This is a genomic window from Diaphorobacter sp. MNS-0, assembly GCF_019602835.1.
GTDB lineage: Bacteria > Pseudomonadota > Gammaproteobacteria > Burkholderiales > Burkholderiaceae_C > Diaphorobacter > Diaphorobacter nitroreducens.
Genome location: NZ_CP080761.1, coordinates 1,017,048 through 1,036,590 on the forward strand (window position 1 = coordinate 1,017,048; position 19,543 = coordinate 1,036,590).

Sequence of the window (19,543 nt, forward strand, 5' to 3'; positions counted from 1 at the left end):
TCACCGAGGCGCCGCGACGGGGTATTCGACGCGCAGGATTTCCAGGGTACGTAAGCCGGCGGGAGTCTGCAGGGTCACTTCGTCTCCCTCCCGGGCTTTGAGCAGCGCGCGTGCCACGGGAGAAATCCAGCTGATCTGCTGCAGGCTGTTGTCGGCTTCGTCAATGCCCAGAATCGTCACCGTGCGCTCCACGCCGTCCTCCTCGGCGTAGGTGACCGTGGCGCCGAAGAAGACTTGGTCACTGCCCGCGTGTACCGATGGGTCCACGACATCCGCGATTTCCAGCCGTTTCGTCAGGAAACGGATGCGCCTGTCGATCTCGCGCAGCCTTTTTTTGCCGTACAGGTAGTCGCCGTTCTCCGAACGGTCTCCGTTGCTGGCAGCCCAATGGACAATTTCCACCACCTTGGGGCGCTCGTCATCGATAAGGTCCAGCAACTCGCGGCGAAGGCGCGCATATCCCTGGGGTGTGATGTAGTTCTTGCCGGGCCCCACCGGCGCCTGCGGGGGGAGGGACGGTTCGTCGTCGGTATCGGTTTCCTTGGTGAATGCCTTGCTCATATGCTTATCGTGCCTGAAAGGGAGCAAATGCCAAAAACGAAAAAGCCCTGGAACCTTGCAGTTCCAGGGCTTACCGTTTGGTGCGGCTGGCAGGAATCGAACCCACGACCCCTTGGTTCGTAGCCAAGTACTCTATCCAGCTGAGCTACAGCCGCTAAGCTTTGAATTATAGCACGAAATTTTCAAGCTATATCAAAAATCGTCACTGGCTAATTAACTAACTCAGTTGATCAGCGCATTGTGACGATGGCGTGATTGTAGCGGAGTTTTCGCCCGGTTTTGCGAAATCGCTCGATGTTGCTCACTTGCGTGTGTAGCCCAGGCAGGCGCCTGCGTTGGGCATGCCCTTGCACTCCCGGTAGAGGCGCCGGTCGCGTTCTGCCTGGCTTTCGCCGGAATGGTTCTGCGTGTGCTTGATCCGGATGGCTTTGGACCTCTTCGAAGCGCTGGCTGCCTTCTCGGGTGTGGCTGCGGCATGGCTGTGAAGTGACGCAAAGGACAACAAGAGCGCGGCCACGCCGACACCCACTGGCAGGGAAAGAGACCGGCGGACAAACGTATCCATGAAGCGCATAGTGGTCTTTCAGAAAGGGCGTTGCAACGTTTTGCAGTACGGTTTGCATCATGCCCGAAAGCCTGCTGCACAGGGGTTGGGCGGCGGCGAAGAAGTGGGGAAAAGCGCAGCGGTATAATCTCAAGGTTTTGCATGGTGCAAGACGCACGCTGTCGACCCTTCCAGTCGCGGCGCAAGTACAACCAGAGCCATAGGCAGTTGGTGCAGCAATGCGACTGCCTGCTTGGGCTCTTCTATCAAGGAAAAAACATGATCGCATCATCCGTCAAGGCCGAAGTCGTCAAGGCCAATGCCCGTTCCGCCAACGATACGGGCAGCCCGGAAGTCCAGGTGGCACTCCTCACCGCCCGCATCAACGAGTTGACTCCTCACTTCAAGCAGCATGCCAAGGACCATCATGGCCGCCGTGGTCTGCTGCGCATGGTGAGCCGTCGTCGCAAGCTGCTGGACTACCTCAAGGCCAAGGACGCCGACCGTTATACGGCACTGATCGCCAAGCTGGGCCTGCGCAAGTAAGCGCGCCGGCATGCCGAGACGCCTGGGTTAGCTCTGTCTAGCTCAGGCGTTTTTTACTTCGGAGACGCAACTGCAGAGCGAAGCTGTGTCATTCCAGGGGCCTTGCCTTCCGATGGGCAGGGCAGGGCCGCTGGAATGGCATCGTGTTCTGAATTGCGCTCCAAGCCTTGCTGGTACAGCGTTGCCAGCTATTATTTTGAGAGTAAGGAGTCATTATGAGCATTTTTAACAAGGTCACCAAGTCGTTCCAGTGGGGTGACAAGACCGTTGTCATGGAAACGGGTGAGATCGCACGGCAGGCCTCAGGCGCCGTGCTGGTGAACATTGACGACACCGTAGTGCTCGCTACCGTGGTGGGGTCCAAGCAGGCCAAGCCTGGCCAGGACTTCTTCCCGCTGACGGTGGACTACATCGAGAAGACCTACGCCGCCGGCAAGATCCCCGGCAGCTTCTTCAAGCGCGAGGCCAAGCCCAGCGAGTTGGAGACGCTGACCAGCCGCCTGATCGATCGCCCGATCCGCCCGCTGTTCCCCGAGGGCTTTTACAACGAGGTGCATGTGGTCATCCACACCATCTCGCTCAACCCCGAAGTGGACGCTGACATCGCCGCCATGATCGCCGTGAGCGCAGCGCTGTCCGTTTCCGGTATTCCGTTCAATGGCCCCATCGGCGCCGCACGCGTGGGCTACGTCAATGGCGAATACGTGCTGAACCCCGGGCAGACCGCGCGCAAGAGCTCGCAGCTGGACCTGGTGGTGGCGGGCACCGAGGCCGCTGTGCTGATGGTGGAGTCCGAAGCGCAGCAGCTGTCCGAAGAGATCATGCTGGGCGCCGTGGTGTTCGGCCACGAGCAGGGCAAGGTGGCGATCAACGCCATCCATGAGCTGGTGCGCGACGCTGGCAAGCCCGTGTGGGACTGGCAGCCGCCTGCCAAGGATGAGACTTTCATCGCCAAGGTCGCGGCCCTGGCAGAGGACAAGCTGCGCGCGGCTTACCAGATCCGCAGCAAGCAGGCCCGCACCCAGGCCTTGCGCGAGGCATCGGCCTCGGTGCTGGAATCGCTGAAGGGCGAGGGCGTGGAGTTCGACGCCGTGAAGGTCGAGGCCCTGCTGTTCGACATCGAAGCCAAGATCGTGCGCAGCCAGATCCTGGCCGGCGAGCCCCGCATCGACGGCCGCGACACGCGCACCGTGCGCCCCATCGAGATCCGCAACTCCGTGCTGCCGCGCACCCACGGCTCCGCCCTGTTCACGCGTGGCGAGACCCAGGCGCTGGTGGTGTCCACGCTGGGCACCGAGCGCGATGCGCAGCGCATCGACGCACTGGCCGGCGAGTTCGAAGACCGTTTCATCTTCCACTACAACATGCCTCCCTTCGCCACGGGTGAAGTGGGCCGCATGGGCTCGACCAAGCGCCGCGAAATCGGCCACGGCCGCCTGGCCAAGCGCGCCCTGGTGGCCTGCCTGCCGAGCAAGGACGAGTTCCCCTACACCATCCGCGTGGTGTCGGAGATCACCGAATCCAACGGCTCCTCGTCCATGGCATCGGTCTGCGGCGGCTGCCTGTCGCTGATGGATGCCGGCGTGCCCATGAAGGCGCACGTGGCCGGCATCGCCATGGGCCTGATCAAGGAAGACAACCGCTTCGCCGTGCTGACCGACATCCTGGGCGATGAGGACCACCTGGGCGACATGGACTTCAAGGTGGCCGGTACGACCAACGGCATCACCGCCCTGCAGATGGACATCAAGATCCAGGGCATCACCAAGGAAATCATGCAGGTCGCCCTGGCGCAGGCCAAGGAAGCACGTATGCACATCCTGGGCAAGATGCAGGAAGCCATGGGTGAAGCCAAGACCGAGATTTCGTCCTTCGCGCCCAAGCTCTACACGATGAAGATCAACCCCGAGAAGATCCGCGACGTGATCGGCAAGGGCGGCGCCACGATCCGTGCCCTGACGGACGAGACCGGCTGCCAGATCAACATCGAGGAAGACGGCACCATCACCATCGCAGCCACCGAGGCTGCCAAGGCTGATGAAGCCAAGCGCCGCATCGAAGAGATCACGGCTGAGGTTGAAGTGGGCAAGATCTACGAAGGCCCTGTCACCAAGATCCTGGACTTCGGCGCGTTGATCAACCTGCTGCCCGGCAAGGACGGCCTGCTGCACATCAGCCAGATCGCCCACGAGCGTGTGGAAAAGGTGGGCGACTACCTGCAGGAAGGTCAGATCGTGAAGGTCAAGGTGCTGGAGACCGACGACAAGGGCCGCGTCAAGCTGTCCATGAAGGCGCTGGCTGACCGCCCCGCCGGCGACAGCGGCCGTCCCGCCCCTGCGGAGCGGGGCGAGCGTCGTGAGCGCCGTGATGGCGGTGCTTCCGAGCAACAGCAGCAGTAAGCCGGGGGTGTTCCTTGGGAATACCTGTTTGCTATTGAAATGAGAGCTGCTAACGCCCGATGGACGGGCGCTAGCGGCTCAAATGATTCAAAACTGCCATGAATGACGTGATGCAGGCCGTAGAGATTGCGGCGTTTGGCCCGCCTGAGGGGCTGCGTCTCGCCGAGCGCCCGGTGCCGCAGCCGGGAGACGGCGAGTTGTTGATCCGCGTGGCGGCCAGCGGGGTGAACCGCCCCGACGTGCTGCAGCGCAAGGGCAACTACGCGCCGCCCGCGGGCGTCTCCGATCTGCCCGGGCTGGAAGTGGCGGGCGTTGTCGAGTCCGGCGATGCCGCCGCCATGGCGCAGGCGGGCCTTCGCGTGGGCGACCGGGTGTGCGCTTTGGTTGCGGGCGGCGGTTACGCGCAGTGGTGCGTCGCGCCTGTTGCGCAATGCCTGCCGGTGCCGCAGGGCTTGAGCGACGTGGAGGCGGCCTCGCTGCCGGAAACCTTCTTTACCGTCTGGAGCAATGTGTTCGACCGTGCCCGCCTGCAGGCGGGAGAGGTCCTGCTGGTGCAGGGCGGCAGTAGCGGCATTGGCGTTACGGCTATTCAGTTGGCGCGTGCACGCGGCGCCACGGTCATCGTCACGGCGGGTTCGGACGAAAAGTGCGCAGCCTGCCTGGCGCTGGGTGCGCACCACGCGATCAACTACAAGACACAGGACTTCGTGGCCGAGGCGCGGCGCCTTACCGATGGGCGCGGCGTGGACGTAGTGCTGGACATGGTGGCCGGCTCCTACGTGGCGCGCGAGGTCGAGTGCCTGGCCGAGGACGGCCGCGTGGTCATCATCGCGGTGCAGGGCGGGCTGGATGCGCAGTTCAATGCAGGGCTGGTGCTGCGCAGGCGGCTGACCATCACGGGCTCCACGCTGAGGCCGCGTCCCGTGGCGTTCAAGGGCGCCATTGCGCAGGCATTGCGTGAGCATGTCTGGCCGCTGCTGGCGTCGGGTGCGGTGAAGCCGGTCATCCACAGCACCTTCCCGGCCGCGCAGGCCGCGCAGGCGCATGCATTGATGGAGTCCAACCAGCACGTGGGCAAGATTGTTTTGACATGGACGACATGACACAGAAAAAGAAACTCATTGCCGGCAACTGGAAGATGAACGGCAGCCTGCAGGCGAATGCGGCGCTGCTGCAGGCGTTGCGTGATGGCTTGGGCGCCGCGCCCGGTTGCGGCGTGGCGGTGGCCGTGCCGGCGCCCTACCTGGCGCAGGTGCAGGCCTTGGTCGCGGGCAGCGAAATCGCTCTGGCCGCCCAGGATGTGTCGCAGCATGAAAGGGGCGCGTTCACCGGCGAGGTCTCCGTGGGAATGTTGCGCGACTTTGATGCACGCTACGCGCTTGTGGGGCACTCCGAGCGTCGCCAATACCATGGCGAAACCGATGCCGTGGTCGCGGCCAAGGCCCAGCGGGCGCTCTCGGGCGGCGTCACGCCGATCGTATGCGTGGGGGAAACCCTGGCGGAGCGCGAGGCGGGCCAGACCGAGACCGTCGTCAAGCGCCAACTGGCGGCTGTGATCCATGCCGTGGGGCACTGCGTGAGCGAGATCGTGGTGGCCTACGAGCCTGTCTGGGCCATCGGCACCGGCCGCACGGCAACACCAGAGCAGGCGCAGCAGGTGCATGCGGTGCTGCGCGCTCAGCTCGCCGCCGCGACCGAGAGCGCGGATCGCGTGCTCATCCTGTATGGCGGCAGCTTGAATGCTGCCAACGCAGCCGAACTGCTGGCGCAGCCGGATATCGATGGGGGCCTGGTGGGCGGTGCGTCGCTCAAGGCCGCGGATTTCTTGAAAATTATCGCTGCAGCGCATAGCTGACAAGCGCTGGTAGCTATTAAATTAGGAGTGATGGGATTATGGGACTGGTTGTGAACGTGATTCTGGCGGTGCAGATGCTGACCGCCCTCGGGATGATTGGGTTGATCCTGATCCAGCACGGTAAGGGTGCGGACATGGGGGCAGCCTTCGGTAGTGGCAGTTCCGGCAGCTTGTTTGGGGCCAGCGGCAGCGCCAACTTCCTTTCGCGCACCACGGCGGTCCTGGCGACGGTGTTCTTCGTGGCAACCCTGGCATTGGCATACTTTGGCAACCAGCGTCCGGTGAGCACTGGTAGTGTTCTGGAGACGCCCGCAGCAGCTGTCCCCGCCTCGACGGCGCCTGCGGTCGATGCCTCTGCGGCAGCTCCAGCGCCGGCGGTGGAGCCTGCCTCCGGCGCCGCTCAGATCCCGACCAAGTGAACGTTTGAGGCGTCGCAAAAAAACGCCTCATCCGTTTGTGACAGGGTTTTTCCGGGGTAGAATCCCGAATTGTCTGGAAAGCCAAAACCGTTATTTCCGGTCCTCATGCCATCCAGATGCATACAGCAGCCGTCGTGGTGAAATTGGTAGACACGCTATCTTGAGGGGGTAGTGGCGAAAGCTGTGCGAGTTCGAGTCTCGCCGACGGCACCAATCACAAGAAGCCGCCTCCCTGATCCGCGTTGCGGGGCATGCGAGGCGGTTTTTCAGCGGTGAGCACATCTGCCAGATGAACCTCGATCAATACCTCCCTGTCCTATTGTTCATTCTGGTCGGCATCGGTGTCGGTGTGGTGCCGCTTCTTCTGGGCTATGTGCTTGGCCCCAATCGCCCGGATCCGGCGAAAAACTCCCCCTATGAGTGCGGCTTCGAGGCATTTGAAGACGCGCGTATGAAGTTCGACGTGCGCTACTATCTGGTGGCCATCCTCTTCATTCTGTTCGACCTGGAAATTGCCTTCCTCTTCCCTTGGGCGGTGACTCTGCAAGAGGTGGGGGTGACGGGCTTTGTCGCTGTGCTGGTTTTCCTGGCCATCCTCGTGGTGGGCTTTGCCTACGAATGGAAAAAAGGCGCCCTCAACTGGGAATGAGCCGCCGCTCAAAGGAATGACGCAATGATTGAAGGTGTGATGAAGGAAGGCTTCATCACCACGAGTTATGACTCCGTGGTGAACTGGGCCAAGACCGGATCCCTTTGGCCCATGACCTTCGGACTGGCCTGCTGCGCTGTCGAGATGATGCATGCTGCCGCCGCACGTTATGACCTGGGGCGTTTTGGCGCGGAAGTGTTCCGGGCGAGCCCGCGACAGTCGGACCTGATGATCGTGGCCGGCACGCTGTGCAACAAGATGGCGCCCGCTCTGCGCAAGGTGTACGACCAAATGGCCGAGCCGCGCTGGGTCATCTCCATGGGCTCTTGTGCCAACGGCGGGGGCTACTACCACTACAGCTATTCGGTGGTGCGTGGCTGTGATCGCATCGTCCCTGTGGATGTGTACGTTCCGGGTTGTCCTCCGACGGCCGAGGCGCTGATCTACGGGATCATCCAGCTGCAGCAGAAGATCCGCCGCACCCACACCATTGCGCGCGCCTGAAGGGACGAAGATGACTGCTATTGCCATTCACCCCGAGAGCCTGCGGGACGTGGTTGCCTCCGCTCTGGGTGACCGCGTGCGCCAGATCTCGGTGGCGCTGGATGAGGTGACCGTGGTGGTGTCCGCTGCGCGCTATCTCGAAGCCATGCAAATCCTGCGCGATGCGCCCGATTGCAAGTTCGAGCAATTGATTGATCTGTGCGGCGTCGACTATTCTGCCTATGGCGCCACGGGCTCGGAAGGACCGCGCTACGCCGTGGTTTCCCATTTGCTCTCCGTTTCCCTCAACCAGCGGTTGCGCGTGAAGGTGTTCTGCTCCGACGACGACTTCCCCATCGTCGCCTCGGTTACCGACATCTGGAACTCGGCCAACTGGTTTGAGCGCGAGGCATTCGATCTGTTCGGCATCGTGTTTGATGGGCACAACGATCTGCGCCGCATCCTGACCGATTACGGATTCATCGGCCACCCGTTCCGCAAGGACTTCCCCTTGTCCGGCTATGTCGAGATGCGCTATGACGCCGACCAGCGTCGCGTGATCTATGAGCCCGTGACCATCGAGCCGCGCGAAGTGACGCCGCGCGTCATCCGCGAAGACAAGTACGGAGGCCTGCACTGAGGCGGCATGCCGCTGGGTGATCGACCATGGCTGAAATCAAGAACTACTCCCTGAACTTCGGACCGCAGCACCCGGCAGCACACGGCGTGCTGCGCTTGGTGCTGGAACTGGATGGCGAGGTCGTACAACGTGCCGACCCGCACATCGGGCTGCTGCACCGTGCCACCGAAAAGCTGGCAGAGCACAAGACCTACATCCAGTCCTTGCCCTACATGGACCGTCTCGATTACGTGTCCATGATGTGCAACGAGCAGGCCTACTGCTTGGCCATCGAGAAGATGCTGGGCATCGAGGTGCCGCTGCGCGCGAAGTACATCCGAACGATGTTCGGCGAAATCACGCGCCTGCTGAACCACCTGATGTGGCTGGGTTCGCACGGCAACGACTGCGGCAGCTCCACGATCCTCATCTATACCTTCCGTGAGCGGGAGGACTTGTTCGACATGTACGAGGCCGTTTCTGGCGCTCGCATGCACGCGGCCTACTTCCGTCCGGGAGGCGTGTACCGGGACCTGCCGGACAGCATGGCCCAGTACAAGGTCAGCAAGATCAAGAACGCCAAGGCTATCGAGGAGCTCAACCGTAACCGCCAGGGTTCGCTGCTGGATTTCATCGACGATTTCACGCAGCGCTTCCCCAAGTGCGTAGACGAGTATGAGACCCTGCTGACAGACAACCGGATCTGGAAGCAGCGTACGGTGGGTATCGGCGTGGTGCCGGCTGAGCGCGCGTTGAACCTGGGCATGACCGGCCCGATGCTGCGCGGCTCGGGCATTGCATGGGACCTGCGCAAGAAGCAGCCGTATGACGCTTATGACCGTGTGGACTTCGATGTGCCGGTCGGGGTGACGGGCGATAGCTATGACCGCTATCTCGTTCGCGTGCAAGAGATGCGCGAGTCCAATCGCATCATCAAGCAGTGCGTCGATTGGCTCAGGGCCAACCCCGGCCCCGTCATCACGGACAACCACAAGATCGCGCCGCCCTCGCGCGAGGCCATGAAGTCCAACATGGAAGAGCTGATCCACCATTTCAAGCTCTTCACGGAAGGCTTCCGCGTGCCGGCCGGCGAGGCTTACGCGGCCGTTGAGCATCCCAAGGGGGAGTTCGGTATCTACATGGTGAGCGACGGTGCGAACAAGCCCTACCGCCTGAAGATCCGCGCACCCGGGTTCGCGCATCTGGCCACACTCGACGAAATGGCGCGGGGCCACATGCTGGCCGATGCCGTGGCCATCATCGGCACCATGGATATCGTGTTCGGAGAGATTGACCGATGATTACCGAAGCGACCAAGCAACGTTTTGCCCGCGAAGTGGCGAAATACCCCGCAGACCAGAAACAGTCTGCGGTGATGGCGTGCCTGTCCATCGTCCAGCAGGAACAGGGCTGGGTCAGCGCCGAGAGCGAGGCCGTGATCGCCGAGTACCTGGGCATGCCCCAGATCGCCGTGCATGAGGTCACCACGTTCTACAACATGTACAACCAGCAGCCGGTGGGCAAGTACAAGCTGGCCGTCTGCACCAATTTGCCGTGCCAGCTGCGCCGTGGGCAGGATGCGCTGCACCACCTTGAGAAGAAGCTGGGCATTTCCATGGGCGAAACCACCGCCGATGGCCTTTTCACCTTGCAGCAATGCGAATGCCTGGGGGCCTGCGCTGACGCGCCCGTGATGCTGGTCAATGACCGCAACATGTGCAGTTTCATGGACGACGACAAGCTCGACCAGATGGTGGATGGCCTGCGCGCTGCGGAGGGCAAACAATGACCACGGCTGCACAAGTGCTGTCGCAGTTTCAGGCGACGGGCGTACAGACCTGCTTCCATGACCGCCATATCAATCCGCAGATCTATGCGGGCTTGAACGGCAGCAACTGGAGCCTCAAGGATTACGAGGCCCGGGGAGGCTACCAGGCCCTGCGCAAGCTGCTGGGCAAGGATGGTGGTGAAGGCCTGACCCAGGACCAGGTGATCGCCACCATGAAGGAATCCGGTCTGCGCGGCCGTGGTGGTGCGGGCTTCCCGACTGGCCTGAAGTGGAGCTTCATGCCGCGTCAGTTCCCTGGCCAGAAATACTTGGTCTGCAATTCCGACGAGGGGGAGCCGGGCACGTGCAAGGATCGCGACATCCTGATGTACAACCCGCACATCGTGATCGAGGGCATGATCATCGCGGCCTACGCGATGGGCATCTCTGTGGGCTACAACTACATCCACGGCGAGATCTTCCAGGTCTACGAGCGCTTTGAAGCGGCGTTGGAAGAGGCGCGCGCTGCGGGCTATCTGGGTGACAACATCCTGGGCAGCAGCTTCAGCTTTCAGCTGCATGCGCACCATGGCTTTGGGGCGTATATCTGCGGCGAGGAAACGGCGTTGCTGGAATCGCTGGAAGGCAAGAAGGGCCAGCCGCGTTTCAAGCCCCCATTCCCGGCCAGCTTTGGCCTGTACGGTAAACCCACCACGATCAACAACACCGAGACGTTCGCCGCGGTGCCGTGGATCATCCGCAATGGCGGTCAGGCATACCTCGAGTGTGGCAAGCCCAACAACGGTGGCACCAAGATCTTCTCGGTGTCCGGCGACGTAGAGCGTCCAGGCAACTATGAAGTGCCCCTGGGCACGCCATTTGCCAAGCTGCTGGAACTGGCGGGTGGCGTGCGCAAGGGTCGCCAGCTCAAGGCGGTGATTCCGGGCGGTTCTTCCGCTCCCGTGTTGCCGGCGTCCATCATCATGGAATGCACGATGGACTACGACTCCATCGCCAAGGCCGGCTCCATGCTGGGCTCGGGCGCCGTGATCGTGATGGACGATTCCCGCAACATGGTGGAGAGCCTGCTGCGCCTGTCGTATTTCTACGCGCATGAATCCTGCGGTCAGTGCACACCCTGCCGCGAAGGCACGGGCTGGATGTGGCGCGTGATCAATCGTATCCAGCACGAAGCCGGGCGGGAGAGCGATCTGGACCTGCTCAATTCCGTCGCGGACAACATTCAGGGCCGGACCATCTGCGCGCTGGGCGATGCGGCAGCCATGCCGGTGCGCGCCATGCTCAAGCATTTCCGTCCGGAGTTTGAAGCGCTGATCCGAAACGCCCACCCATCGGGTTCCACCCCCGCCAGCGCCTGAACGCGAGTACAGCATATGGTTGAAATCGAACTGGACGGGAAGAAGGTAGAAGTCACCGAAGGCTGCATGGTGATGCATGCGGCCGAGAAGGTGGGTACCTACATTCCCCATTTCTGCTACCACAAGAAGCTTTCCATTGCCGCCAATTGCCGCATGTGCCTGGTGGAGGTGGAGAAGGCCCCCAAACCCCTGCCTGCATGCGCCACGCCTGTGACGCAGGGCATGATCGTGCGCACCAAGAGCGACAAGGCGATCAAGGCCCAGCAGTCGGTGATGGAGTTCCTGCTCATCAATCATCCGCTGGACTGCCCCATCTGCGACCAGGGCGGCGAATGCCAGTTGCAGGATCTGGCCGTAGGTTATGGCGGCGATTCCTCGCGCTATGGCGAGGAAAAGCGCGTGGTGGCGCACAAGGACGTAGGCCCGCTGATCTCCATGGAAGAGATGAGCCGCTGCATCCATTGCACGCGTTGTGTTCGTTTCGGCCAGGAAATCGCCGGCGTGATGGAACTTGGCATGGTGAACCGTGGCGAGCATTCGGAGATCACGACCGTGATCGGCGATACGGTCGACTCGGAACTGTCGGGCAACATGATCGACCTGTGCCCGGTGGGCGCACTGACCAGCAAGCCCTTCCGCTACAGCGCCCGCACGTGGGAACTGTCTCGCCGCAAATCCGTGAGTCCGCACGACTCCACGGGTGCCAATCTCATTGTGCAGGTCAAGAACCACAAGGTCATGCGCGTCGTCCCGTTCGAGAACGAGGATGTCAACGAGTGCTGGATTGCTGACCGCGACCGTTTTTCCTATGAGGCATTGAATTCCCCCGACCGCCTGACACGTCCGATGCTCAAACAGGGCGGGGAGTGGAAGGAAGTCGATTGGCAGACGGCTCTGGAATATGTGGCCAACGGTCTGCGGTGCGTCAAGACCGAGCACGGCGCCCAGAGCATCGGAGCGCTGGTAAGCCCGCACAGCACAGTAGAAGAGTTGTTCCTGGCCGGCGCGCTGGTGCGCGGGTTGGGTAGCGACAACATCGACCACCGTCTGCGCCATGCGGAGTTCGGCAAGGCCGAAGGTGTGCGCTGGCTGGGGACGTCCATCGCATCCCTGAGCACGCTGCAGTCCGTGTTGGTCGTTGGCTCGAATCTGCGCAAGGACCATCCCTTGTTTGCACAGCGAATTCGGCAGGCAGCGCGCCATGGGTGTGCGGTAAACGCTATTAATTCAGTAGCAATTGATTGGGCCATTCCGAATGTCCGCACCAAGCTGGCCCCAGCGGCCGGCTGGAGCACGGCGCTGGCGGAAGTCGCAGCCGCCATCGCTGCAGAGAAGGGCGTGGCTGCCCCCGTGCAAGGAGCTGCCACCAGCGAAGAAGCCCGGGCCATTGCTGCTGCATTGCTGACGGGGGAGCGCAAAGCCATTCTGCTGGGCAATGGTGCTGCCCATCATGCCCAAGCGTCAAGCCTGCTGGCGCTGGCGCAGTGGATCGGTGCCCAGACCGGAGCGACGGTGGGTTACCTGACGGAGGCCGCCAATACGGTCGGTGCGCAGTTCGTGGGTGCGCAACCCCAAGAGGGCGGGCTGAACGCTGCACAAATGCTGGATGGCCGCCTGAAGGCAGCCCTGCTGCTGAATGTGGAGCCTGAGCACGACTCCGCCTTGGGTGCTGCAGCGGCTCAAGCTTTGGCGCAGACCGACATGGTCGTCACGCTGAGCCCGTTCAAGACCAACCTCGAGTTCAGCGACGTGCTGCTGCCGATCGCTCCGTTCTCCGAGACCTCGGGTAGTTTCGTCAACGCCGAAGGGCGCCTGCAGAGCTTCCATGCCGTGGTCAAACCGGCCGGCGAGGCGCGTCCCGCGTGGAAGGTATTGCGCGTGCTGGGCAATCTGCTCGGGCTGGAAGGCATGGACTACGAGACGTCCCAGGATGTGCTGGTCCGTGCGACCGGCAAGCCCGCAGGTGAGTGCACGCTGCTGCCGGCGGAGCGCCTGAGCAACGCCACATCGGCCGAGCCGAAGCTGGGCGGCGAGTGTGCTGAACCCGTCGTGGCAGCCATCTATCAGCTCGACAGCCTGGTGCGCCGCGCACCGTCGCTGCAACTGACTGCCGACGCGCGCGCGGCACGTGAAGGAGTCGCCGCATGATCGATGCAATCTACAACGGCGGCCTCAATCTGGTTGCCGCCGGATGGTGGACCGGGGTGGCTTGGCCCGTACTCTGGATCCTGGTCAAGATCGTCTGCATCGTGGGCCCCCTGATGGGTGCCGTGGCCTACCTGACGCTGTGGGAGCGCAAGCTGCTGGGCTTCATGCAGGTGCGCATGGGCCCCAACCGCGTGGGTCCCTTCGGTTTGCTGCAACCTCTGGCTGACGGTCTGAAATTGCTCTCGAAGGAGTTGATCCAGCCCACGGCCGCGGCCAAGGGCTTGTTCTACCTCGGCCCGGTCATGGCCATCATGCCTGCCCTGGCGGCCTGGGTGGCGATTCCCTTCGGGCCCGATGTAGCGCTGGCCAACGTCAATGCGGGTCTCTTGCTGATCATGGCCATCACCTCCATCGAGGTCTACGGCGTGATCATTGCAGGATGGGCGTCCAACTCCAAGTACGCCTTTCTAGGCGCGCTGCGTGCGTCTGCACAGATGGTGAGCTACGAAATTGCCATGGGCTTCTGCTTCCTGGTCGTCATCATGGTGTCGGGCAGCATGAACCTGACCGAGATCGTGCTGGGCCAAGGGCAGGGCACGATGGCGGCCATGGGCCTGAACTTCCTGTCGTGGAATTGGCTGCCCCTGCTGCCCATCTTCTTGGTCTACCTGATCTCGGGCGTGGCCGAAGTGAACCGCCACCCGTTTGACGTGGTGGAAGGTGAGGCGGAAATCGTCGCCGGTCACATGGTCGAGTATTCAGGCATGGGTTTCGCCATCTTCTTCCTGGCCGAATACGCCAGCATGTGGCTGGTTTCCATCCTGGCGGTGGTGATGTTCCTGGGCGGCTGGCTGCCGCCGATCGAAGCCCTGGGCTTCATTCCGGGCTGGATCTGGCTGGGCATCAAGACGTTCCTGGTGGTATCCATGTTCATTTGGATTCGTGCCACGTTCCCGCGCTTCCGCTATGACCAGATCATGCGTCTGGGTTGGAAGATCTTTATTCCGGTCACGCTGGTATGGCTGTTGATCGTGGGCGCCTGGTTGCTGTCGCCCTGGAACATCTGGAAATAAGCGGGGACATCCATGGCTGCTGTTGCTGCTCCTGCATCCTTTTCAATCAAGGATTTCTTCAAGAGCTTCATGCTCTGGGAACTGGCGAAGGGCATGGCCCTGACCGGTCGCTATACCTTCCGTCGCAAGGTCACTGTGCAGTTCCCCGAGGAGAAGACGCCGTTGTCGCCGCGCTTTCGCGGCCTGCACGCGCTGCGCCGTTACGACAACGGCGAAGAGCGCTGCATTGCCTGCAAGCTGTGCGAAGCGGTGTGCCCGGCGCTGGCCATCACCATCGAGTCGGACGTGCGTGAGGACGGTTCGCGCCGTACCACCCGTTATGACATCGACCTGACCAAGTGCATTTTTTGTGGCTTTTGCGAAGAGAGCTGCCCGGTGGATTCCATCGTGGAGACGCAGATCTTCGAATACCACGGCGAGAAGCGCGGTGATCTGTACTTCACCAAGGACATGCTGCTGGCCGTGGGCGACCGCTACGAGCCCGAGATCGCAGCCGCCAAGGCGGCGGACGCCAAGTACCGTTGATCGGGTTGCCTCACCGCACCTGACTTTTTGAAAAGACCCGATTCATGGACGCCAAAACCGGTTTCTTCTACTTGTTCTCGGTAGTGCTGCTATACGCGGCCTTCCGGGTCATCACGGCGCGCAACCCCGTGCATGCCGTGCTGCATCTGATTCTTGCCTTCTCGCAGGCCGCCGGCGTGTGGTTTCTGCTGAAGGCGGAATTCCTCGCCATCACGCTGGTGCTCGTCTACCTGGGCGCCGTGATGGTGCTGTTCCTCTTTGTCGTGATGATGCTGGACATCCGCATCGATACCGTGCGACGCGGTTTCTGGAAGCACTTTCCTTTGGCGGCATTCATCGGTGCCCTGGTGGCATTCGAGATGGCCGCTGTGCTCATGACTGGTTTTCGTGGCATCGAAGAGCCCAAGGCCGTCGAAGTGCTGGTGAATGCTGCGGGGCAGGTGGTGCCTTACTCGAACACCAAAGCCTTGGGCAAACTGCTCTACACAGAGTACCTGTACCCCGTTGAGGTGGCTGCGGTGATCCTGCTGGTGGCCATGATTGCAGCCATCGCCCTGACCTTGCGCCAGCGCAAGGACTCCAAGGCCATTGACCCTTCGGAGCAGGTGCGCGTGCGTGCCCGTGATCGCCTTGTCATGGTCCAGTTGCCCGTCACGCAGCAGGCCGCTGCGCCAGCAGTCCCCGAGTCTGCAGAGGAGAAGAAGCAATGACATTGACTCTGGGTCACTTTCTCTCGCTGGGCGCCATGCTGTTCGCCCTGGCGGTGATTGGCATCTTCCTGAACCGTAAGAACCTCATCGTCCTGCTCATGGCGATCGAGCTGATGCTGCTCGCGGTCAACATCAACTTCGTGGCGTTTTCTCATTACCTGGGCGATATGCACGGTCAGGTATTCGTGTTCTTCATCCTCACGGTGGCGGCTGCTGAGTCCGCCATTGGCCTGGCCATCCTGGTGCTGCTGTTCCGTAACAAGACCAGCATCGATGCGGAAGATCTCAACACCCTCAAGGGTTGATGGGTCGCCCCGGTACTTGCAAGGTTCTCAAGAATGAGTCAAACCCTTTCTGCTTCGACGCTGCTGGCGGTGCCCCTGGCGCCGCTCGTCGGCTCCGTGCTTGCGGGCATCTTTGGCACGGCCTTCGGCGGCAACTGGTTCGGTCGCCGTGCTTCCCATTCGCTCACCATCCTGGGGGTGTTGGTCGCCTTCGTGCTCTCGGCGATGACGCTCAAGAGCGTGGCTGTGGATGGCGCCCGTTTCAACGAGACCATCTATACGTGGATGGTGGTGGGCGGTCTGAAGATGGAGGTGGGCTTCCTCATCGACAGCCTCACCGCCATGATGATGTGCGTGGTGACCTTCGTCTCCTTGATGGTGCACATCTACACCATCGGCTACATGGAGGAGGACGAAGGCTATAACCGTTTCTTCGCCTACATCTCGCTGTTCACGTTCTCCATGCTCATGCTTGTCATGAGCAACAACCTCTTGCAACTGTTCTTTGGCTGGGAAGCGGTGGGCTTGGTGTCCTACCTGCTGATCGGCTTCTGGTTCAACAAACAGTCGGCGATCTTCGCCAACATGAAGGCCTTCCTGGTCAACCGCGTCGGCGACTTCGGCTTCATCCTTGGCATTGGCTTGATCGCTGCCTACGCGGGCACCTTCAACTACAGCGAGATCTTCGCCAAGTCGGGCGAACTGGGCGCGATTGGCTTCCCCGGCACCGACTGGATGCTGATCACCGTGATCTGCATCTGCCTGTTCATCGGCGCGATGGGCAAGTCTGCTCAGTTCCCGCTGCACGTGTGGCTGCCCGACTCGATGGAAGGCCCGACACCGATCTCGGCGCTGATTCACGCGGCCACCATGGTGACGGCCGGCATTTTCATGGTGTCGCGCATGTCGCCGCTGTTTGAGTTGTCGGATACCGCGCTGAACTTCATTCTGGTGATCGGCGCGATCACCGCACTGTTCATGGGTTTCTTGGGCATCATCCAGAACGACATCAAGCGGGTGGTGGCGTATTCCACGCTGTCGCAGCTGGGTTACATGACCGTCGCCCTGGGCGCATCGGCCTATTCGGTGGCCGTCTTCCACCTGATGACGCATGCGTTCTTCAAGGCCTTGCTGTTCCTGGGCGCCGGCTCGGTGATCATGGGCATGCACCACAACCAGGACATCCGCTGGATGGGAGGCGTGCGCAAATACATGCCCATCACTTGGATTACCTCGCTGTTGGGATCTCTGGCCCTGATCGGCACGCCGCTGTTCTCAGGCTTCTATTCCAAGGACAGCATCATCGAAGCGGTGCATGCCAGCACGCTGCCGGCTGCGGGCTTCGCCCATTTCGCCGTGCTGGCCGGCGTGTTCGTGACGGCGTTCTACTCCTTCCGTATGTATTTTCTTGTGTTCCACGGCAAGGAACGCTACGACCAAAATCCCGATGCGCACCACGGCGACCACCATGGCCACGATGACCATCATGAGCCGCATGAGTCCCCGTGGGTGGTGACCGTCCCGCTGATTCTGTTGGCCATTCCCTCCGTGCTCATCGGCTTCATGACCATCCAGCCGATGCTGTTTGGCGATTTCTTCAAGGACGTGATCTTCGTGGACGCCGCCAAGCACCCTGCGATGGCGGAACTGGCGGAGATCTTCCACGGTCCGTTGGCCATGGCTCTGCACGGCCTGCAGACGGCACCATTCTGGCTGGCACTGGCTGGCGTCGCGATGGCGTACTACATGTACATGGTCAACCCGGCGCTGCCCGCGGCCATCAAGCGTATGTTCCAGCCGATCTATACCTTGTTCGAAAACAAGTACTACCTCGACTGGATCAACGAGAACATCATCGCACGTGGTGCCCGTGGCCTGGGCATTGCCCTGTGGAAGGGCGGCGACCAAGGCGTGATCGACGGAGCACTCGTGAACGGCTCGTGGAAGCTCGTGGGACGTATCGCAGGCCTGGTGCGCTGGCTCCAGTCGGGCTATGTCTACCACTATGCGCTGGTGATGATCCTGGGTGTGTTCGCGCTCATGACTTATTTCGTCTGGCTCAACAAGTAGGAGAAAAAAGAAAATGGGTTTGTTGAGTCTTGCCATCTGGGTGCCCATTGCTTTCGGCACCCTCCTGCTGGCCTTGGGGCGCGACGAGCATGCACGCATGGTCCGCTGGCTGGCGCTCATCGGCGCGCTGCTGGGTTTGGCCGTCACGCTCCCGCTCATGGGCGGCTTCGACAACGGCAGCGCGGCTGCACAGTTTGTCGAAAAGTCCATGTGGATCGAGCGCTTCAACGTCTACTACCACCTGGGTGTGGACGGCATCGCTTTCTGGTTCGTGCCACTGACGGCGTTCATCACCGTCATCGTCGTGATTGCCTCCTGGGAATCGATCACCGAGCGGGTGAATCAGTACATGGGGGCGTTCCTGATCCTTTCGGGTCTGATGGTCGGCGTCTTCAGCGCCATGGACGGCATGCTGTTCTACGTGTTCTTCGAGGCCACGCTGATCCCCATGTACCTGATCATCGGTATCTGGGGCGGGCCGAACAAGATTTATGCGGCGTTCAAGTTTTTCCTGTACACGCTGCTGGGCTCGCTGCTCACGCTGATTGCGTTCATCTACCTGTACAACCAGTCCGGCGGCAGCTTTGACATCGCTACGTGGCACAACCTGCCCCTGTCGGCGACCGCGCAGACCCTGCTCTTCTTCGCCTTCTTCGCGGCATTTGCCGTGAAGGTGCCAATGTGGCCGGTGCATACCTGGCTGCCCGATGTGCACGTGGAAGCGCCCACGGGCGGCTCCGCAGTGCTGGCCGCCATCATGCTGAAGCTGGGCGCGTATGGTTTCCTGCGCTTCTCGCTGCCGATCGCGCCGGACGCTTCGCGCGAATGGGCGTGGCTGATGATCACCCTGTCGCTGGTGGCTGTGATCTACGTGGGGCTGGTGGCCATGGTGCAAAAGGACATGAAGAAACTCGTGGCCTACTCGTCGGTTGCGCACATGGGCTTTGTCACGCTGGGCTTCTTCGTCTTCAATGACATGGGTGTCTCGGGTGGCCTGGTCCAGATGATTGCGCACGGCTTCGTGTCCGGCGCCATGTTCCTGTGCATTGGCGTGCTGTACGACCGCGTGCATTCGCGCGAGATCGCTTCCTATGGCGGCGTGGTCAACACCATGCCCAAGTTCGCGGCCTTTGCGCTGCTGTTCACCATGGCCAATTGCGGGCTGCCGGCTACGGCGGGCTTCGTCGGTGAATGGATGGTCATCATCGCCGCCGTGAAGTTCGACTTTTGGGTCGGCCTTGGCGCGGCGTTGGCGTTGATCCTGGGCGCCAGCTATTCGCTGTGGATGTACAAGCGCGTCTATCTGGGCCCCGTCACGAACGACAACGTGCGCGGCCTGACGGATATTGGCGGACGGGAATTCCTTGTGCTGGGGTTGCTCGCGATTGCCGTGCTGTACATGGGCGTCTATCCCAAGCCCTTCACGGACGTGATGGATGTGTCCGTGGCAGAGTTGCTCAAGCATGTGGCGCAATCCAAGCTCAACTGACCAGACTGAACCGAGAGATACG

General features: G+C 61.6%; 20 protein-coding genes and 2 tRNA genes. 19 read left to right on the forward strand and 3 right to left on the reverse strand.

Going from position 1 to position 19,543, the window contains the following annotated elements; genetic code table 11:
- From greB to K2L43_RS04895, 3 genes are all read right to left on the reverse strand, one after another.
- Window positions 1–561, reverse strand: a complete 561-nt coding sequence (gene greB / locus K2L43_RS04885) for a transcription elongation factor GreB (protein WP_088887491.1) — start codon at window positions 559–561, stop codon at window positions 1–3.
- 78 nt (window positions 562–639) lie between these two features.
- Window positions 640–716: transfer RNA gene (locus K2L43_RS04890), tRNA-Arg, on the reverse strand.
- 146 nt (window positions 717–862) lie between these two features.
- Complete coding sequence (locus K2L43_RS04895) at window positions 863–1,135, reverse strand: hypothetical protein (RefSeq protein ID WP_015912605.1); 273 nt, start codon at window positions 1,133–1,135, stop codon at window positions 863–865.
- A gap of 249 nt (window positions 1,136–1,384) precedes the next feature.
- Here K2L43_RS04895 and rpsO point away from each other — a divergent pair, with 249 nt between their 5' ends.
- From rpsO to K2L43_RS04990, 19 genes are all read left to right on the forward strand, one after another.
- On the forward strand, window positions 1,385–1,651 hold the full coding sequence (gene rpsO, locus K2L43_RS04900) for a 30S ribosomal protein S15 (RefSeq protein ID WP_011804393.1): 267 nt from the start codon (window positions 1,385–1,387) through the stop codon (window positions 1,649–1,651).
- A gap of 215 nt (window positions 1,652–1,866) precedes the next feature.
- Window positions 1,867–4,050: a polyribonucleotide nucleotidyltransferase gene (gene pnp, locus K2L43_RS04905; protein WP_220638614.1), complete on the forward strand. Its 2,184-nt coding sequence runs from the start codon at window positions 1,867–1,869 to the stop codon at window positions 4,048–4,050.
- A 98-nt stretch (window positions 4,051–4,148) separates the two neighbouring features.
- Window positions 4,149–5,153, forward strand: a complete 1,005-nt coding sequence (locus tag K2L43_RS04910) for an NAD(P)H-quinone oxidoreductase (RefSeq protein ID WP_255580533.1) — start codon at window positions 4,149–4,151, stop codon at window positions 5,151–5,153.
- The gene (gene tpiA, locus K2L43_RS04915) at window positions 5,150–5,905 is read left to right on the forward strand and encodes a triose-phosphate isomerase (RefSeq protein WP_370633100.1); all 756 of its coding nucleotides are present in this window, start codon (window positions 5,150–5,152) and stop codon (window positions 5,903–5,905) included. Before K2L43_RS04910 ends, tpiA begins: the two co-directional genes overlap by 4 nt.
- Window positions 5,906–5,943: 38 nt before the next feature.
- The gene (gene secG / locus K2L43_RS04920) at window positions 5,944–6,324 is read left to right on the forward strand and encodes a preprotein translocase subunit SecG (protein WP_015912609.1); all 381 of its coding nucleotides are present in this window, start codon (window positions 5,944–5,946) and stop codon (window positions 6,322–6,324) included.
- A gap of 128 nt (window positions 6,325–6,452) precedes the next feature.
- Window positions 6,453–6,537 (forward strand) — tRNA-Leu (locus K2L43_RS04925).
- Window positions 6,538–6,613: 76 nt separating this feature from the next.
- Complete coding sequence (locus tag K2L43_RS04930) at window positions 6,614–6,973, forward strand: NADH-quinone oxidoreductase subunit A (RefSeq protein WP_011804398.1); 360 nt, start codon at window positions 6,614–6,616, stop codon at window positions 6,971–6,973.
- A 24-nt stretch (window positions 6,974–6,997) separates the two neighbouring features.
- Window positions 6,998–7,477, forward strand: coding sequence for an NADH-quinone oxidoreductase subunit B family protein (locus K2L43_RS04935; RefSeq protein WP_011804399.1), 480 nt, complete (start codon window positions 6,998–7,000; stop codon window positions 7,475–7,477).
- Window positions 7,478–7,487: 10 nt separating this feature from the next.
- Entirely contained in the window at window positions 7,488–8,096 is a 609-nt protein-coding gene (locus tag K2L43_RS04940; protein ID WP_103737349.1) for an NADH-quinone oxidoreductase subunit C, read from the forward strand.
- 26 nt (window positions 8,097–8,122) lie between these two features.
- On the forward strand, window positions 8,123–9,376 hold the full coding sequence (locus K2L43_RS04945) for an NADH-quinone oxidoreductase subunit D (RefSeq protein ID WP_011804401.1): 1,254 nt from the start codon (window positions 8,123–8,125) through the stop codon (window positions 9,374–9,376).
- Window positions 9,373–9,864, forward strand: coding sequence for an NADH-quinone oxidoreductase subunit NuoE (nuoE, locus tag K2L43_RS04950; RefSeq protein ID WP_011804402.1), 492 nt, complete (start codon window positions 9,373–9,375; stop codon window positions 9,862–9,864). Before K2L43_RS04945 ends, nuoE begins: the two co-directional genes overlap by 4 nt.
- A complete protein-coding gene (gene nuoF / locus K2L43_RS04955) occupies window positions 9,861–11,222 on the forward strand; it encodes an NADH-quinone oxidoreductase subunit NuoF (protein WP_015912612.1) in 1,362 nt (453 codons plus the stop codon). Before nuoE ends, nuoF begins: the two co-directional genes overlap by 4 nt.
- Window positions 11,223–11,237: 15 nt before the next feature.
- On the forward strand, window positions 11,238–13,370 hold the full coding sequence (nuoG, locus tag K2L43_RS04960) for an NADH-quinone oxidoreductase subunit NuoG (RefSeq protein ID WP_220638616.1): 2,133 nt from the start codon (window positions 11,238–11,240) through the stop codon (window positions 13,368–13,370).
- The gene (gene nuoH / locus K2L43_RS04965) at window positions 13,367–14,443 is read left to right on the forward strand and encodes an NADH-quinone oxidoreductase subunit NuoH (protein WP_220638617.1); all 1,077 of its coding nucleotides are present in this window, start codon (window positions 13,367–13,369) and stop codon (window positions 14,441–14,443) included. Before nuoG ends, nuoH begins: the two co-directional genes overlap by 4 nt.
- 12 nt (window positions 14,444–14,455) lie before the next feature.
- Window positions 14,456–14,968 carry an NADH-quinone oxidoreductase subunit NuoI gene (gene nuoI, locus K2L43_RS04970; RefSeq protein ID WP_015912615.1) on the forward strand — a complete coding sequence of 171 codons (513 nt, stop codon included), beginning with the start codon at window positions 14,456–14,458 and terminating at the stop codon, window positions 14,966–14,968.
- 44 nt (window positions 14,969–15,012) lie between these two features.
- Complete coding sequence (locus K2L43_RS04975) at window positions 15,013–15,678, forward strand: NADH-quinone oxidoreductase subunit J (protein WP_015912616.1); 666 nt, start codon at window positions 15,013–15,015, stop codon at window positions 15,676–15,678.
- A complete protein-coding gene (gene nuoK / locus K2L43_RS04980; protein WP_015912617.1) occupies window positions 15,675–15,983 on the forward strand; it encodes an NADH-quinone oxidoreductase subunit NuoK in 309 nt (102 codons plus the stop codon). The genes K2L43_RS04975 and nuoK overlap by 4 nt, the downstream gene beginning before the upstream one ends.
- A gap of 33 nt (window positions 15,984–16,016) precedes the next feature.
- Window positions 16,017–18,032 carry an NADH-quinone oxidoreductase subunit L gene (nuoL, locus tag K2L43_RS04985; protein ID WP_015912618.1) on the forward strand — a complete coding sequence of 672 codons (2,016 nt, stop codon included), beginning with the start codon at window positions 16,017–16,019 and terminating at the stop codon, window positions 18,030–18,032.
- Window positions 18,033–18,045: 13 nt separating this feature from the next.
- Window positions 18,046–19,521 carry an NADH-quinone oxidoreductase subunit M gene (locus K2L43_RS04990; RefSeq protein ID WP_220638618.1) on the forward strand — a complete coding sequence of 492 codons (1,476 nt, stop codon included), beginning with the start codon at window positions 18,046–18,048 and terminating at the stop codon, window positions 19,519–19,521.
- Window positions 19,522–19,543 lie beyond the last annotated feature (22 nt).

Coding starts and splice junctions, on each gene's coding strand:
- K2L43_RS04935 (WP_011804399.1), top strand. CDS start 6,998: ATGATTGAAGGTGTGATGAAGGAAGGCTTCATCACCACGAGTTATGAC.
- K2L43_RS04895 (WP_015912605.1), bottom strand. CDS start 1,135: ATGCGCTTCATGGATACGTTTGTCCGCCGGTCTCTTTCCCTGCCAGTG.
- nuoI (WP_015912615.1), top strand. CDS start 14,456: ATGGCTGCTGTTGCTGCTCCTGCATCCTTTTCAATCAAGGATTTCTTC.
- K2L43_RS04930 (WP_011804398.1), top strand. CDS start 6,614: ATGAACCTCGATCAATACCTCCCTGTCCTATTGTTCATTCTGGTCGGC.
- K2L43_RS04945 (WP_011804401.1), top strand. CDS start 8,123: ATGGCTGAAATCAAGAACTACTCCCTGAACTTCGGACCGCAGCACCCG.
- K2L43_RS04975 (WP_015912616.1), top strand. CDS start 15,013: ATGGACGCCAAAACCGGTTTCTTCTACTTGTTCTCGGTAGTGCTGCTA.
- nuoH (WP_220638617.1), top strand. CDS start 13,367: ATGATCGATGCAATCTACAACGGCGGCCTCAATCTGGTTGCCGCCGGA.
- K2L43_RS04910 (WP_255580533.1), top strand. CDS start 4,149: ATGAATGACGTGATGCAGGCCGTAGAGATTGCGGCGTTTGGCCCGCCT.
- rpsO (WP_011804393.1), top strand. CDS start 1,385: ATGATCGCATCATCCGTCAAGGCCGAAGTCGTCAAGGCCAATGCCCGT.
- K2L43_RS04990 (WP_220638618.1), top strand. CDS start 18,046: ATGGGTTTGTTGAGTCTTGCCATCTGGGTGCCCATTGCTTTCGGCACC.
- nuoE (WP_011804402.1), top strand. CDS start 9,373: ATGATTACCGAAGCGACCAAGCAACGTTTTGCCCGCGAAGTGGCGAAA.
- pnp (WP_220638614.1), top strand. CDS start 1,867: ATGAGCATTTTTAACAAGGTCACCAAGTCGTTCCAGTGGGGTGACAAG.
- secG (WP_015912609.1), top strand. CDS start 5,944: ATGGGACTGGTTGTGAACGTGATTCTGGCGGTGCAGATGCTGACCGCC.
- tpiA (WP_370633100.1), top strand. CDS start 5,150: ATGACACAGAAAAAGAAACTCATTGCCGGCAACTGGAAGATGAACGGC.
- nuoF (WP_015912612.1), top strand. CDS start 9,861: ATGACCACGGCTGCACAAGTGCTGTCGCAGTTTCAGGCGACGGGCGTA.
- nuoG (WP_220638616.1), top strand. CDS start 11,238: ATGGTTGAAATCGAACTGGACGGGAAGAAGGTAGAAGTCACCGAAGGC.
- nuoL (WP_015912618.1), top strand. CDS start 16,017: ATGAGTCAAACCCTTTCTGCTTCGACGCTGCTGGCGGTGCCCCTGGCG.
- nuoK (WP_015912617.1), top strand. CDS start 15,675: ATGACATTGACTCTGGGTCACTTTCTCTCGCTGGGCGCCATGCTGTTC.
- greB (WP_088887491.1), bottom strand. CDS start 561: ATGAGCAAGGCATTCACCAAGGAAACCGATACCGACGACGAACCGTCC.
- K2L43_RS04940 (WP_103737349.1), top strand. CDS start 7,488: ATGACTGCTATTGCCATTCACCCCGAGAGCCTGCGGGACGTGGTTGCC.